The sequence below is a fragment of the Stutzerimonas stutzeri genome, assembly GCF_024448985.1.
Lineage (GTDB): Bacteria > Pseudomonadota > Gammaproteobacteria > Pseudomonadales > Pseudomonadaceae > Stutzerimonas > Stutzerimonas stutzeri_AP.
Genome location: NZ_JAMOII010000014.1, coordinates 51,144 through 66,173, shown reverse-complemented (window position 1 = coordinate 66,173; position 15,030 = coordinate 51,144). Strand labels below are relative to the sequence as shown.

Genomic DNA, 15,030 nt, shown 5'->3' with positions numbered 1-15,030 from the left:
TGCCTTCAAGCCGGAAGTCGATCCCCCCCCCGACAGGCTCGGTTCACCGGGTTGCTGTATAGGGCTTAGTAGAGATCGCGGCGATAGCGGCCTTGCTGGCCGAGCGCATCCAGCGTTTGTTCGCCCAGCAGACCAAGCAACATGCTGTGCACCTCGCGGCCCATGCCATCCAGGCTGCCACATAAATAAATGGCTGCGCCGTCCTCGACCCAAGCGCGTAATTCATCAGCCGCATCGCGTAGCAGGTGCTGCACGTAGCGCTTTTCCTGTTGATCGCGCGAGAAGACCAGGTCCAGCCGGGTCAGATGGCCTGTTTCGTCCCAGCGGCGAAGCTCGTCGGCAAACAACGCATCGCAGGCGGCATTGCGTTCGCCGAACAACAACCAATTACGCGTTCCAGGCGTGCGCTCACGTTCGCGCAGATGTGCCAGTAGTCCAGCCAGTCCTGTCCCGCTACCGATCAGAATCATCGGCGTTTGTGCCGCAGGCCCGTGGAAGCCGGGGTTGGCACGGATGCGCAGGTCGATCTCGCCAGCCATTGGTGCCTCGCGGCAGAGCCAGTTGCTGCCGACGCCGGGTGAGCCATCGGGTTGATACATCTGCCGTACCAGCAATTCAAGCCGGCCTTGCGTTGGCAACGACGCAATCGAATAGGCCCGGTGGGCGAGGGCGGGCAGGCTGTCCAGCAGCGCCTGGGCTGTCAGTCCCTGCACCTCGTGCGGTTGTTCGGGCAACTGGCGCAGGGCGAGCGCATCGCGCAGCGCGGTGCCGTCTTCGGTAATGGAGTCTCCGTCCAGCCCCAGGCTGTCCAGCAGCGCCTCGATTCGCTCGCGTGGCTGCCTGGGGCCGATTTCGGCGATATCGCCCGCTTGCCAATGCACAGCGGTATCGGGCGGCGCGAGGCTCAGATGGGAGATCGGCCTGCCGGCGCTTCCGGGGTTGAGGCAGCGCCGTTCGAGCAGCTTCCAGCTTTGATAGGACGGCTCTAGCCAGTCGCTGAACGGCTGGTGGCCAGTGAGCAATGCCAAATGCTGCTGCCAATGGCGCAGGGCGCCGGCTTCGCCACGATCGACGTCTACGCGGTCGAACAATGGTGTCGCATGAAGAGCGCGCAGGCGCGCGTCGAGGCGATTGCCGAAGCCGCAGAAATGCCGGTAGCGGCGGTCACCCAGTGCCAGCACGGCGTACTCCAGATGATCCAGGCGGATCTCTGTGGTCTGCAGTTGCCGCGCAAAGTGCGCGCCGTTGTCAGGCGCCTCACCCTCGCCATAGGTGCTGACCACGAACAGTACGCGCGGCATCTCTGCCAAGGCGGACGGAGTCAGTTCGGAAAGCGCGCAAAGCTGCGCAGGCAAGCCAGCTTGCTGCAATTGATCGACCGAGCGCTCGGCGTATTGCCGGGCCTGGTCGCCCTGACTGGCATAGGCCACGAGCAGTTGGCCATCGGCATCAAGGGCGCCGAAGGGGCGGCGCTGTCGCTGCCAGACAAGCAGGCAGCCACCCAGATAGGTCGCCATGACCAGCGCAGCGGATAGCTCACGGGCTGGCTTGAGCCAGAGCAGCGCAACGGCCAACGCTGCAACCACCAGCAGCGGCCAGAAGCGCAGGGCCCGTAAGAATGCGGAATAAAACACAGGGAGAATCCGGAACCGCCCCTAGGGCCTGTTGATGTTTCGCCGCAGTGACGAAGCTCCAACAGGCCCTAACGGGGCGATCAATGGTTGCGATCAGGGCGCCAGCACTTCCAGCGTGGCGCTATAGCTGGCGCGACGTTCGCTGGCCGGCTTGCTGACGCCTTTGTCGGTGGTCAGTTCAGCTTCCAGCCAGTACATGCCCGCTTCCGGCCAAGTGATGCTGACTTTGCCCGTCTCGTCGGTGGTGGTCTTGATTTCGCCTAGCTCGTCGCGGTAGCGATTGCCTCCGGGGATCACGCTAATATCCACGCCCGCAGCCGGCTTGCCGTCCAGCAGGAAAACGAACTCCGCCGCTTCGCCCGCGTACAGGTCGTTGGGATGGGTGATTGGAGACAGTTCCAGGCCATTGCCGGTGGGCTCCAGCACCGTCTTGGTCGGTGCTCCGGACGTGGCGAACACCTCCATACGGCTGTTGTTCTGGCTCACCTGGAGATCTTCGGCCTTGGCTGGGACTTCCTTGGCGAACGCGTCCGGGTTGCCCATCCAGCGGCGGGTTTCGCCATTTTCTTTCCAGCGCGCAACCAGGCCGTTATTGGCGACCGCCAGCTTGTAGGTGCCTTTCTGGGTTAGATGCACATCGAAGGTGCTGCGATAGCGGCCAATGCTGCCGTTCTCCGGCTGTGCGGCGGAGCCATCCGGCGCGATCACTTGCAGTTGCGCAGCCGGACGTGGACGCATGCCGGGCGGGCCGCCAGCCGGAGCCTGATCGAGTTGACCGATGCCCTGCAGGCGCAAAGGAAAATGTTCGAAATAGAACAGGTCATTCGAGACGGCTGCGTCCACGGTAATCCATGGGTCTTCGCCGGACAGCACCGTGGCCGAGGGCAGCATCCAGGCGCGATGGGCCTGTGCGGACAGTGGCAGGCAAACGGCCAGGGCCAGGGCGGTCCATTTGATCATCGGTTTCATGCTGGGCTTCCTTGGGTCAATGGGTCAGTTCGAGGGTGATGGCGCCCAGTTCGCTTTCGCCCTGGGCCTGATGCGTTTCGGTTTTTTCCGGCGGCCAGCTGAACGGCAGGCGCAGCAGTTCGCGCCCGCCGACTTCACGCGCGGCTTCCACCACCAGGCGGTATTCGCCCGCAGGCAGGTCGTTGAGAGGTGCGCTGTCGTCGGTGAACCTCAGGCTGTGAGTACCGACTGCGCGGGTCGCGGCGCTGACGCCGTCCACTGGCATGTCCAGGCTGCGACCGCTACGTCGCCACCATTCGCGCATGTCCTTGAGCCATTTTTCGCCCTCGTTGTCCTTGAGCTTGAGGTCGTACCAGACGGCAAGGTTGGCGACATGGCTCTTGTCCGGTTGCTCCAGCCACAGTGCCACATAGGGGCGGTGATATTCGGCAACCTGCAGACGAGGAATTTCCACCTCGATTTTCAGCTCGGCGGCCATCAGCGGCGCGCTGAGCAGGGCAAGGGGCAACAGCAGGGTCTTTCGCATGGCAGATCCTCAATGAATGAAAAGCAGCGCCAGCAGCAGCGGGATAACCAACCCGGCCCCGACCAGCGGCCAGGTCGTCGGCCGGCCACTGGCGTGACGCTGCAGTAGCAACAGTCCGGTAAGGCTGAAGACCACACAGGCTGCCGCGAAGATATCGATGAACCAGCTCCAGGCGGTGCCGGTGTTGCGGCCCTTGTGCAGGTCGTTGAGGTAGGAAATCCAGCCGCGATCGGTGGACTCGTACAGCAGTTCGCCGTTTTCCAGCGTAAGGCTCAGCCAGGCGTCGCCGCCGGGGCGGGGCAGTGCGATGTAGAGTTCGCCGTCAGACCATTCGGCGTCGCGATCGGAGAGGTCGATGCTCAGTTCACTCTCGAGCCACTGACGTAGCGCATCGGGGAGTCCGGCTTCAGGCGTCTGGGACAACAGCTGGCTTTGCAGAGCCTGTGGCAGCTCGGCCTGGCGCTCGGTCACCCTGGGTTGCGCCTCGATCTGCGCGGCATGGTTGAGCGTGATCCCCGTGGCCGCGAACAGCAACATGCCAACCAGGCACAGCGCAGAGCTGATCCAGTGCCATTGGCGGAGCGTGCCGAGCCAGAGGTGCATGGTGGTCCTTGTCGTGTGAAGGAATGGCGGATTCTAGGGCGCTTGATCTTTCAAACGCTAAAGATTTACCAATGGCATACATTCGCGTCTCGAGGCAGGCAGCTGATCCTAATGCGATGAAGCCGGAGTAAACCCCGGCTTCATCAGCGTCACACTGTTGGCTCAGAACGTGATGTCGGCGGACAGCCAGAGGCGGCGGCCTTCTTCGATGACGCCGTCGGTGCCGCGACCGATCTGTGCATAGTCGGAGACCCAGCTTGCGCCATTGTTGTAATAGGTGCCGGTGGTAAAGTCCTTGTCGAAGAGGTTGTAGATAGTGGCATTGAGCGTCAGGTTTTGCGTGGCTTTGTATGAGCCTCCCAGATGGAAAACCTCGTAGGCTTCGAGGTCGCCCGCGGCGTCGATTACCTGTCTGTTAGCGTTCGTCAGGGTTGCGTAGCGCTGGTTGAAGCGCGCACGCTCACCGCGGTATTCACCCTTGAACCAAAGGTTCAGCTGATCGGTCGCTTGCCAGCTCAGGCGGGCAAACGCCATGTGCATAGGTGTATTGGTCAGGCGTGCGCCCTTGTCTGCCCCAGTAGTTTGCTCGCTGTCGGTATAGGTGTAGTTGGCGCTCACGCTCCAAGTTGGAGCGAACGCCCATTTGCCAGCCAGCTCGAAGCCGCGGATCCGGGCCTCGCCAATATTGATGTCCTGCGAGAAGAACTCCTGCTGGTAACCCGGGCCATAGCTCACGCAGCCTGGCTGATTAGGCGAGTCGGGGAAAAAACAATTTGCCTGGCTTGGGCCGGTATCGATCTTGTCCTTGAACTTCGTATGGAACAGGGTCGCGTTGGCGTTGAAGTTCGAAAGGTTGTCGTAGTACACGCCGAACTCGGTGTTGGTCGATTCTTCCGGGTCCAGGTCCGGATTGCCGAACGAAACATTCTGGCCTTGGCCGCTGATCGAGCTGATTCCGTCATGCAACTGGTTGAGTGTCGGAGTCTTGTAGCCTTTGCTGACACCGCCTTTCATCGTCCAGCTGTCTGTCGTGTTCCAGACGAGATAGGCGCGCGGGCTGATGTGACCACCAAACGCTTCGTGATCCTCGTAACGTGCACCAAGGGTGAGCGCCAGATCGTGGCGCAGCCGCCACTCATCTTCGACGAAGAGTGCCCAGGATTTCTGTGCGAAATCTTCTCCTGCGACGCCATCGGTCACTTCGGCGTCCCAGTACTGACCACCCACGGTGAGGATATGGTTGTCGCCTAGAGGCGCGACGAGCTTGGTGTCGAAAACCAGGTCGGTGGATTCGAGCTCCCGATCCTCGCCACCGATGATGGCTTGATAGGGCGCGTCGTACGGCACACCAAGGGTGCCGGGAATGGTACGGCCGATAGTTTCGGTCTGGTTGTAGGTGATGCTGCTGTCCAGGGTGCCGAAGCCCAGCCGTCCGGTGTGGCTGAGAGCGAATTGATCGCGCTCGAAACGTAGCTGATCCTGATAGCCGCTGATGTTGGTCGGGTCGTCTGCGGCGCAGCCAGCTACGGCATTACTGCCGGTCGAAGCCTTGCCATCGAGGGTGCCCAGTTGACAGTTGTCGTTCTCGTAAACTTGCCGGCCGCGTTCGAAATCCAGAGCGAAATCGTGATCATCGTGAGGGGTCAGGGTGAGGCGGGTCCCGATGTTGTAGTTGCGGCCTTCGACTGGAGAAGCGCCGCGCTTGCTTACGGTCGAGTCGTTATCGAAGGTCAGGTTCGACTCTTCACGATCATAGAAACTCCCGCGCACTGCCAGGCCGAGTAATCCTTCAGCGAGTGGGCCGCTGGCGTAGACGCTGGTGCTGCTGGTGTCGCCATAATCGCTGTCCTCCTGAAAAGTATGGTCCAGCGTGACCGCAGCGCCCCATTTGTCAGCTACTTTTCTAGTAATGATGTTGACCACGCCTCCCATTGCATCCGAACCGTAGAGTGTGGACATCGGGCCACGGATCACTTCGATGCGTTCGATAGCTGACAGCGGCGGCATGAAGCTTGTACGGGTTTCGTTGAAACCGTTGGGGGTAACGTTTCCGGCAGTGTTCTGACGGCGCCCATCGATCAGTATCAGAGTGTAGTCGCTGGGCATGCCACGCATGCTGATATCCAGGCCGCCGGTTTTACCGGTGCCCTGGCGAATGTCGACTCCTTCCACTTCGTCCAGCGCCTGGGCGAGGTTGCTGTAACGCTTAGTCCGGAGCTCTTCGTTGCTGATTACACTGATGCTCGCCGGAGCCTCGGTAATCTTCTGCTCAAAACCCGAGGCGCTGACCACTGTGTCGCTCAGCGTAACTGGGCTGGTGTCGGCAAACGTATGGAAGCTGCAGCCGAGCAAGGCTACGGCCAGTGCTGAGCGAGTGAACGGGGCGTACATGCGCTGAGATCCTTTGTTAGAAGCATTATTTGGCGCGCATGATAGTGATTCGCGATAACGGTTTGAAATGATGTCGTGACGGCAAATCGCTGCCGAGTCGAGGCTGCAAGGCTGCGCGCCTTGCGCCGTCGGGCTTTGCGAGTGTGTATCAAATTGTTTAGCAGGGTTGCGATAGGGTGCGCCGTCTACTAGCCCGCCCCGTTTGCAACGGCCCCCTCGGCTGGTTTGCCAGAGGAGGCGTCAGATTTCCCACTGGCTCAGGGCATCTGCACTTCGATCACGCCGTCGGCGTCAATGCTGATTTGACGGGTGCCGGCCTCTATATCGGGGGTAGGCATGGCGTCCATGCTTTTCATCGCCACGCTGCGCATCATTTCAGGTTGGTAACGGCCGCTACTGTTCAGATTAAGGCTGACGATCTTGTAATCGCCGCCGCCGAGCGCTTCGGTGGCTAACTGTGCGCGGGCGCGGAAGGCCGCGACGGCATCCTTCAGCAAGGCGTCCTCGTTCTGTTTACGGATGGCGTCGGAGACGCTGAATTGCATGCTGCCCATCTTGAGGTCTTGCATCAGCTCACCGGTAAGCTTGGACAGCGCGGCGAAATCGCCACTTTCCAGGCGCAACTCGGCGCGCTCGCGCCAGGCGGTGATCTGCTGCCCTTTTTCTTCGTAGACCGGATAGCTGCTGCGGCTGCCCTGGCTGACGACGATGCCTTTCGCCAAGCGCGCACGCTGCAAAGCTTTGTTCATGGCTTCGGTCGTCTGCGCGGCCAACTGCGCCGGATCCTCGTGCTGGGCCTCGCTGTAAAGCGTGACATGCATGCGATCGTGCGCCACTTCGCTGGTGGCCTCGGCGCGCAGAGAAATCTGGTTGTAGTGTTGCTCCTCGGCGACAGCCGAGAGGCAAGTGATAGAGGCCAGCAGTGCGACGCTGCGGGTTACGGATACGAACATGACGGCTCCTGAGTTCGATGGCACCAGTGGTGCGGCGCAGAGACTTTAACAGGCTGTTAGGAAACTATCTGCGTTGCCTGGCCGGCCGCATCGAACCAGCGTTACAGATCGCCAGTCCGGTCGAAATACTCATCTACGAACTCGTAACTCGAGCGCGAGCCCGGTCCGTTTCTCCGCCTTGTCTTGACTGTCTCGCCAACGTTTTTCAACAGCTTGTTAGACCTTGAGCGGCGCGATGCAGTTTTTTGTGCGTCGCGTTGCCGCACGAAGGGCTGTCTTTCGGGCGCCTTGGTTATACTCGCGACTCCGTTGGAGAGTCCATGTACGCATCCGTTCACCTGCTTTCAGCCAGTCGCCAGAATCTACGGCTACTTACTCTGATCCGCATCCTCGTGCTCGCCGCGCAGGCGGGCGCGGTGGGGCTCGCCTATGCCACTCAAATGTTCGGGCTGCCGTGGTTTCATCTGGGCGTCACACTGGCCGTCTCGGCGCTGATCTGCCTGGGCACCGCGCTGCGGCTGCGTGGGCCCTGGCCGGTGACCGAGCTCGAATACGCGGTTCATCTGGCTGCCGACCTGCTGATTCACAGCGCGTTGCTGTACTACTCGGGCGGCTCGACCAATCCGTTCGTTTCCTACTACCTGGTGCCGCTGACTATCGCTGCGGCGACCCTGCCGTGGCTGTACTCGGTCGTGCTGTCCGGCCTGGCGCTTGCGGGCTACACGCTGATGCTGGTGTGGTACGACCCAGTCATCGTGCCGCCAGTTGACCGCACAACTTTGCTAGTTTACGGAATGTGGTTGAGCTTCGCGCTGGCCGCCGCGTTGATTACGTTTTTCGTGGCGCGCATGGCCGAGCAGTTGAGGCGCCAGGAACAGTTTCAGGCCCAGCGCCGAGAAGAAAGCATGCGCGATCAGCAATTGCTCGCCGTGGCAACGCAGGCAGCTGGAGCGGCGCACGAGCTGGGGACGCCGCTGGCGACCATGAGCGTGCTGCTCAAGGAGTTGCGACAGGATTACCAGCAACCTCAGTTGAACGAGGATCTGGCGTTGCTGCAATCGCAGGTTCAGCTGTGCAAGGAAAGCCTGCGTCAGCTGGTGCGTGCCGCGGAGGCGGATCGCCGGCAGGCTGTCGTCGAACAGACGGCGCGTGAATGGGTCGAGTCGGTATTGCAGCGCTGGCATCTGATGCACCCGGAGGCCACCTTCCGCTTTCAGTGCATGGGCAAGGGTACGCCCCCGCGCTTGATGCCGCCGGCTGATCTAGGGCAGTCGCTGCTCAACCTGCTGAACAACGCCACCGATGCCAGCCCGGATAATCTGGATATTCGCCTGGATTGGGATGCGCAGTGGATCAAGCTGACCATTCGCGATCATGGCGCCGGTGTACCGCTGGCAATCGCCGAACAGATCGGTCGACCTTTCATTACGACCAAAGGCAAGGGGTTCGGTCTCGGCTTGTTCCTGAGCCAGGCCAGCGTCACCCGCGCTGGTGGTACGGTGAAGCTCTACAATCACGAAGAAGGTGGCACCCTCACCGAGTTGCGCCTGCCGCATGGCTCGGTGCGGGCCAGAACCTGACGTGACACTAACGCGAGGAATGCAAGCATGACTGAAGAGTTGCAGCACGACGGCGAAGATCAGCCTCATCTGCTGCTGGTGGACGACGATCCCACATTCACCCGTGTCATGGCGCGGGCCATGAGCCGTCGTGGTTTGCAGGTCAGCATCGCCGGGTCGGCTGAAGAAGGCCTGGAGATGGCCAAGCAGGAGCTCCCTGACTACGCGGTGCTGGACCTGAAGATGGATGGCGATTCCGGTTTGGTGCTGCTGCCCAAATTGCTTGAGCTGGACCCGGAAATGAAGGTGCTCATCCTCACCGGCTATTCGAGCATCGCCACTGCGGTCGAGGCCATCAAGCGTGGCGCCTGCAATTACCTGTGCAAGCCCGCCGATGCTGACGATGTGCTCGCCGCGTTGCTTTCCAAACATGCCGATTTGGACACGCTGGTACCGGAAAATCCGATGTCGGTTGATCGCCTGCAGTGGGAGCATATCCAACGCGTACTGGCCGAGCACGACGGCAACATATCCGCCACGGCGCGCGCACTGGGTATGCACCGGCGGACCTTGCAGCGCAAACTGCAGAAGCGTCCGGTAAGGCGGTAGAAAGGCAGCCTTGAGCTTGAAGCTTGAAGCGCAAGCGAGCCGTTCGGCGGTTCTCGACGCGCTTGGGGCAATCCATACTTCCAGCTTCCAGCTTCCAGCTTCCAGCTTTTAAGCGATCGAGCCTATCATGCTTTCCGTTGCCGTTCAGACCCTGGGCGTTACCGCCCCGGTGTTCGTCATGTTGTTCGTCGGTATAGCGCTTAAGCGGCTGGGCTGGATTGACGCTGCGTTCATTCAGACGGCATCGGCGCTGGTATTCAACGCCACCATGCCGACTCTGCTGTTCATCTCGATCATCAAGGCCGATCTGGATGCGGCGTTGCAGCCGAGCCTGCTGATCTATTACGTCATCGCCACTGTCACGACCTTCTTTCTCGCCTGGGCCTGGGCGCTCTGGCGTTGTCCGCATGCCGATCGTGGCGTCTACGTTCAGGGCGCGTTTCGCGGCAATAACGGTATCGTCGGCCTGGCGCTGGCAACCAGTCTTTATGGCGATTACGGTCTGTCGCTGGGCGGTGTTCTGGCGGGCGTGGTGATACTGCTCTACAACAGCTTGTCGGCGCTGATTCTGGCGATCTACAGCCCAGGCGCGCGCGCCAGTGCTGGATCGATCCTGCTCAGCATCCTGCGCAATCCGTTGATCATCGGCGTGACGGCGGCCATCCCCTTTGCCTATTTGCAGATTCCGCTGCCGGACTGGTTGATGACTTCCGGGCAGTATTTTGCACAGATGACCTTGCCGCTGGCGCTTATCTGCATCGGCGGCACGCTGTCGCTTTCGGTCCTGCGCGAGAGCAGCGGCATGGCCATCAGCGCGAGTCTGATGAAGATGGTCTGGCTTCCCGCGCTGGCTACAGCGGGGGCTTGGCTGGTCGGCTTCCGCGGCGCGGAGCTGGGCATCCTGTTCCTGTACTTCGCCAGTCCTACGGCTTCGGCAAGCTTCGTCATGGCGCGAGCGGTCAACGCCAATCATCAGCTAGCGGCGATCATCATCGTGATCACCACATTGATGGCTGCGCTGAGCATCAACCTCGGGCTGTTATTGCTAGGCTGGCTGGGGTGGCTCTAGGCGCCGCTTGCCCGTGTTGTGATCGATGTCCTCTTTCCCAGCTTAAGAAATTCAGCGGAATAGTCGTAATCGCTCAATAGGCCTCAGAAAAAAACACCGGTTTCCGTCACATTGCCTCGGACGGTCGATGGCGTTTCTATCAGTGCGGGCCGCCTTGTTTTCTGAGGATTGACGATGTCGTTTTTCACACCTTCGAGCCGTTCGCTAACGCGTGATGCCAATCGCGTCGTCAACCAGCACCGCCTGTTCGGTCCAGGTCTGGCGTTGCTGCTGCTCCTCAATCTCGGAACCTTTGCCGGTGGCATTTGGATCGGACGGGATCTAGAGCCCCAGCGTGAGGCCGCGAGTCAGGAAGAGGTAGCCCTTGGGAGCGAAGATCGCTTCGCTATTGCGCGTGTCGGAAAAGTGGTGGGTCGGCTGAAATCCATCGAAGCCGATGTGCTCGCATTGCAGGACATGCTCGGTGAGCAGCGTATTCTGAGCCAGCAACTTTCGGCACTCGATCCAGCCCTGCTGCCCTTGCTGGCGCCGGAGCCGGCTCGTGTCAGCGAAGGGCAGGGCGGCGTGCTGCTACCGCCACGAGGATGCTCGAGTGAGCTGACATTGGAGGTCGGCAGCGTATCGCTCGACGATCTGGAGCGCACCGAGACGTCGGCGCACTGCATGCGTGTGTTGTTGGACGGCATGCTTCAGCGTGTGGCAGAACGCAACGCGGCGCTCATGGCGATTCCGTCCCGCCGCCCTGTCGGCGAGGCGCGCTTGGGATCGGCCTACGGTAACCGTATCGATCCGTTCAGAAAGCAACCAGCCTTCCATTCCGGCGTAGATTTCGCGTTGCGCTCCGGTTCCGATGTAGTCGCTGCGGCGGGTGGTCGGGTGAGCTTTGCCGGCAATCGCGGCGCGTACGGCAAGCTGGTGGAAATCGATCACGGCAATCGGCTGGTGACTCGCTACGCACATCTATCGCGTCTGCACGTGCGCGCGGGCGATGTGGTAACGCCTGAGCAGCGGATCGGGGCGGTAGGTTCCACCGGGCGCTCTACTGGTCCGCATCTTCATTTCGAGGTGCTGCACAAGGGGCGATTCGTCGATCCTCAGCGCTTCCTCGCCCTTGGCGATCTAGAGCGGGACAGCGATGTTCAGGCTCAAGACTAGAACGCTCGATACCCGCGAGCTGCTACGTTCCGAGCATCGTTTACAAGCCCGGCGTAGCTCGCGTTCGTGGCTCTGGTTGATCGTCGCGATGCTGTGCGTAATTGGCGCGCTGCTCTATTTGCGCGTTATCGAGCATGGCGCCTACGAGGAGCAGGTCGCTGCGCTGGACATTGAAAATCAGGCGCTCCGGGATGCGCTCGAGCAGCGTCGGCTGCAACGCCAGGAAGCCGAAGCGACGCAGGAGCAATTGCTCGGGCGCATCGCCAAGCTGTCCGAACAAATCGAGCGGCTGCAGACAGACCTGGCTTTTTTCCGCCAGCAGAAGAAAGCCCGTTAATACCGAGGATCAAAAATGTTCGACAAGAAGAAGCCGGCGCCGAAAGTCGCCGTCGACCAGTTCTCCAGTCTGATTTCCGGCAATGTCTCGCTGGCCGGCGATATGGCATTCGAGGAAGGGCTGAAAATCAGCGGCACGGTGACAGGCAACGTCTGCCACAAGCCTGGAACGCACAGCCTGCTGGCATTGAGTGCCGATGGCCGGATCGAGGGTAATGTCAGCAGTTACGATGCGCTGATCGACGGCGTCATCGTTGGCGATCTGGTGGTCGAGCATTTGCTCGAACTGCATTCCAACGCGCGGGTGTGCGGGAATATCCGCTACCGTCAATTGAGCATGGAAAACGGCGCCGTGGTCGACGGCACGCTCAGCCGGATGAGTGATGAAGAAGAGACCGCGCAGGTTTTTGAGCTGCCGCGGTCTCAGGCTCGCGAAGGTTGAGTCGAGTGAGCCGCGCGGCCTGAAGCCCAGCTTTGCTTCCAGGCCGGTCCGCTTGCAGGTGTGCAGGGGCCGCTATCGATCTATTGGCTCTGTTTCTTCCAGGCCCGGCTGGCGATAACTAGTAACGTCACTGCGGTCAGTGGTAAGGCATAGCCGATCATCGCATCGCCAAAGGTTTCGGCAAATGGACGTTCAGTGCTGGCCATCACCAGATACACCGTATACGCCACGTAATAGGCGAGGAACAGCAAGCCCTCCCAGCGGTCGATGGCGTAGCCGGTGAAGAAGATGGGCAGGCACGCCAGCGCCACCGCGATCATTACCGGGAAGTCGAAGGCCAACGCGCTGGCAGCTACAGTGATCGCCTCCGGTGACACCAGCGAGGCCAGCCCCAATACGCAGAGCAGGTTGAAGATATTGCTGCCGACGATATTACCTACGGCGATGTCGCGTTCACCGCGAATGGCAGCGAGTATCGAGGTGGCTAGTTCGGGAAGCGAGGTGCCGATGGCAATTACCGTTAAGCCGATCACCAGTTCCGACAAGCCCAGTGCGCGGGCCAGAGACACGGCGCCCTCCACTAGGAAGTTGGAGCCCACCACCAACAGGACCAAGCCCGCAGCGACCAGACCAGCGTTAATAAGGCTGGCATAGGGTTTTGGTTGCGCGTCGAGACCGAATTCCTTGGCGAACTCATCATGTGCGGTTGCGGCCGCATTAGCTTTGCGGCTGCTGATAATCAAAAACACGGTGTAGCTGGCGACCGCGGTGAACAGCAGGGCGCCATCGAGGCGGCTTAACGAGCCGTCCCAGGCCAGGGCGTAGGTGACTAGGCTGGCGCCAATCATGATCGGTACGTCGAGGCGGATCAGCTGGCGAGAGACGATCAGCGGCGCGACCAGCGCGGTCATACCGAGAATCAGCAGAACGTTGGCGATATTGCTGCCGAGTACGTTACCAATGGCGATGTCGCCGCTACCGTTCAGTGATGCCTGGATACTTACCGCGGTTTCAGGCGCACTGGTACCGAAGGCCACGACGGTCAGGCCGATGACCAGCGGGGGGATGCCGAACTGTGCTGCCAGTTTGGCCGCGCCGCGTACCAGCACTTCGGCACCGGCAACGAGAAGCACCAGGCCAGCTATCAAGTAGACGAACGTCATCGGGGACACGAATGGTTGCTCCAGGAGGAAGGGTTGGCTCAGCGTTGGTGTTTCCAGGCGCGCAGAAAGATCACGAAAAGCGTCATGGCGGTCAAGGGCAATACGTACCAAGTCATTGCGTGGCGTAACAGGTCGATGGACGGCAGGCCGGTGGAAAACATCACAAGATAGAGCGTGTATGCCAGGTAATAGCCGAAAAACATGGCGCCCTCCCAGCGATTGATCCGGTACCCCGAAAAGAAGATCGGTAGGCAGGCACCAAATACGGCGAGCATGACGGGGAAATCGAAGGCCAGGGCATTGGGGGAAATCGATAGGCCTTCAGCCGATACCACAGCTCCGGCGCCAAGTACTAATAACAAGTTGAAGATGCAGCTGCCGACGACGTTGCCGACGGCGATATCGCGTTGCCCCCGATACACCGCTAGCAGGGAGGTCGCTAGCTCAGGCATGGACGTGCCGACTGCAATCACCGTAAGGCCGATTACCAGTTCCGACAAGCCCAGTGCCCTTGCCAGAGCTACCGCGCCGTCAATCAGCAGATTCGAACCTGCCACCAGCAGGATCAGCCCGAGCAGTACCATCGACAATTGGATCAGCCAGCCGAGTGGTTTCGGCTGGCCTGCAGGGCCGTATTCAATGGCGAACTCGTCGAGCCGTTCGCGCTTTTTCTCGCGCCTGCTGGCAATGATCAGAAACGCCGTATAGAGCAGCAGAAACACCAGCAGAATGCAGCCGTCCAGGCGGCTGACGCGGCCGTTCCAGGCAAGGGCGAAGGTTAATACGCCGGCGCCGATCATCACTGGCACATCAAGGCGAACCAGTTGGCGCGACACCAGCAGCGGCGCCACTAGCGCGGACAGTCCGAGAATCAACAGGATGTTGGCGATATTGCTGCCGATAACATTGCCGACCGCGATGTCGCCGCTGCCGCTCATGGCGGCTTGAACGCTGACAGCCGTTTCCGGCGCGCTGGTGCCGAACGCGACGACGGTCAGGCCGATGATCAGCGGCGAGATACCGAAGCGTGCCGCAAGCTGCGAGGCGCCGCGCACCAAGGCTTCGGCGCCCAGCACCAGCAATATCAATCCGCCAATGAGATAGGCGACTATCATCAAACTCATCCGAACTCCATGTGATTGGGCGCTTAAGCCCCTCAGTCGACTGTTTCGATTTCGACGTTGGCTACACCGTCTTCGAGCAGATCGAGCTTGCCGGCCGCGACCCGCGACAGGTCGATGATGCGTCCTGGCTTGAACGGACCTCGGTCGACGATACGCACCGTTACCTTTTTGCCGTTCTCCAGATTGGTCACCTTCACCTGCGTGCCAAATGGCAGGGTCTGGTGCGCGGCGACCAGTTCGTTCTGATTGAAGATCGTGCCGCTCGCGGTCTGCTCGCCATGAAAGCTACGAGCGTAATAGGAGGCCTTGCCCTGCTGGGTGAAAGTGCTTTCGACTTTCTGGTCGTTGCTCTGGTCTTCGGCGCAGCCGCCGATCAGGGCGAGCAGCAGTGGAACAAGCAGCGGTCTGGTACGCATGAGCCAATCCTTCTCAGCGGAATGGTCAGATACCGGCCAGCGGATTGCTTCTGGCCGCGAAAGGCTTTGAGCGTCAAGCGG

General features: G+C 60.7%; 15 protein-coding genes. 6 read left to right on the top strand and 9 right to left on the bottom strand.

Translation table 11 applies throughout. The features are described from left to right. Positions 1 to 65: 65 nt before the first annotated feature. From NA647_RS14830 to NA647_RS14805, 6 genes are all read right to left on the bottom strand, one after another. Entirely contained in the window at positions 66 to 1,634 is a 1,569-nt protein-coding gene (locus NA647_RS14830; RefSeq protein ID WP_256058390.1) for a flavodoxin domain-containing protein, read from the bottom strand. Positions 1,635 to 1,727: 93 nt separating this feature from the next. Then, entirely contained in the window at positions 1,728 to 2,603 is an 876-nt protein-coding gene (locus tag NA647_RS14825; protein WP_256058388.1) for a DUF4198 domain-containing protein, read from the bottom strand. A gap of 16 nt (positions 2,604 to 2,619) precedes the next feature. Next, positions 2,620 to 3,129 carry a DUF2271 domain-containing protein gene (locus NA647_RS14820; protein WP_256058387.1) on the bottom strand — a complete coding sequence of 170 codons (510 nt, stop codon included), beginning with the start codon at positions 3,127 to 3,129 and terminating at the stop codon, positions 2,620 to 2,622. A gap of 9 nt (positions 3,130 to 3,138) precedes the next feature. Next, the gene (locus NA647_RS14815; RefSeq protein WP_256048338.1) at positions 3,139 to 3,732 is read right to left on the bottom strand and encodes a PepSY-associated TM helix domain-containing protein; all 594 of its coding nucleotides are present in this window, start codon (positions 3,730 to 3,732) and stop codon (positions 3,139 to 3,141) included. Between the two features lie 162 nt (positions 3,733 to 3,894). After that, on the bottom strand, positions 3,895 to 6,123 hold the full coding sequence (locus tag NA647_RS14810) for a TonB-dependent receptor domain-containing protein (protein ID WP_256058385.1): 2,229 nt from the start codon (positions 6,121 to 6,123) through the stop codon (positions 3,895 to 3,897). Positions 6,124 to 6,380: 257 nt separating this feature from the next. Further along, entirely contained in the window at positions 6,381 to 7,076 is a 696-nt protein-coding gene (locus tag NA647_RS14805; protein ID WP_256058384.1) for an SIMPL domain-containing protein, read from the bottom strand. Positions 7,077 to 7,396: 320 nt separating this feature from the next. Here NA647_RS14805 and NA647_RS14800 point away from each other — a divergent pair, with 320 nt between their 5' ends. The 6 genes from NA647_RS14800 (at position 7,397) to NA647_RS14775 (ending at position 12,246) form a co-directional block, all read left to right on the top strand. After that, the gene (locus NA647_RS14800) at positions 7,397 to 8,656 is read left to right on the top strand and encodes an ATP-binding protein (RefSeq protein WP_256058383.1); all 1,260 of its coding nucleotides are present in this window, start codon (positions 7,397 to 7,399) and stop codon (positions 8,654 to 8,656) included. A 27-nt stretch (positions 8,657 to 8,683) separates the two neighbouring features. Then, the gene (locus NA647_RS14795) at positions 8,684 to 9,244 is read left to right on the top strand and encodes a response regulator transcription factor (RefSeq protein ID WP_256058382.1); all 561 of its coding nucleotides are present in this window, start codon (positions 8,684 to 8,686) and stop codon (positions 9,242 to 9,244) included. Positions 9,245 to 9,371: 127 nt separating this feature from the next. Further along, the gene (locus NA647_RS14790; RefSeq protein ID WP_256058380.1) at positions 9,372 to 10,313 is read left to right on the top strand and encodes an AEC family transporter; all 942 of its coding nucleotides are present in this window, start codon (positions 9,372 to 9,374) and stop codon (positions 10,311 to 10,313) included. Positions 10,314 to 10,487: 174 nt separating this feature from the next. After that, on the top strand, positions 10,488 to 11,468 hold the full coding sequence (locus tag NA647_RS14785; protein WP_256058379.1) for a M23 family metallopeptidase: 981 nt from the start codon (positions 10,488 to 10,490) through the stop codon (positions 11,466 to 11,468). Further along, the gene (locus NA647_RS14780; protein ID WP_256058378.1) at positions 11,449 to 11,805 is read left to right on the top strand and encodes a hypothetical protein; all 357 of its coding nucleotides are present in this window, start codon (positions 11,449 to 11,451) and stop codon (positions 11,803 to 11,805) included. Before NA647_RS14785 ends, NA647_RS14780 begins: the two co-directional genes overlap by 20 nt. Before the next feature lie 15 nt (positions 11,806 to 11,820). After that, positions 11,821 to 12,246, top strand: coding sequence for a bactofilin family protein (locus tag NA647_RS14775; protein WP_131649884.1), 426 nt, complete (start codon positions 11,821 to 11,823; stop codon positions 12,244 to 12,246). Positions 12,247 to 12,326: 80 nt separating this feature from the next. Here NA647_RS14775 and NA647_RS14770 read toward each other — a convergent pair whose 3' ends face one another. From NA647_RS14770 to NA647_RS14760, 3 genes are read right to left on the bottom strand one after another with little or no spacing between them, the layout of a single operon-like run. After that, positions 12,327 to 13,418: a calcium/sodium antiporter gene (locus NA647_RS14770; protein ID WP_256058377.1), complete on the bottom strand. Its 1,092-nt coding sequence runs from the start codon at positions 13,416 to 13,418 to the stop codon at positions 12,327 to 12,329. A 29-nt stretch (positions 13,419 to 13,447) separates the two neighbouring features. Further along, positions 13,448 to 14,533, bottom strand: a complete 1,086-nt coding sequence (locus tag NA647_RS14765) for a calcium/sodium antiporter (protein WP_256058376.1) — start codon at positions 14,531 to 14,533, stop codon at positions 13,448 to 13,450. Positions 14,534 to 14,565: 32 nt separating this feature from the next. Next, positions 14,566 to 14,949, bottom strand: a complete 384-nt coding sequence (locus NA647_RS14760; protein WP_256058375.1) for a septal ring lytic transglycosylase RlpA family protein — start codon at positions 14,947 to 14,949, stop codon at positions 14,566 to 14,568. Between the last annotated feature and the right edge of the window lie 81 nt (positions 14,950 to 15,030).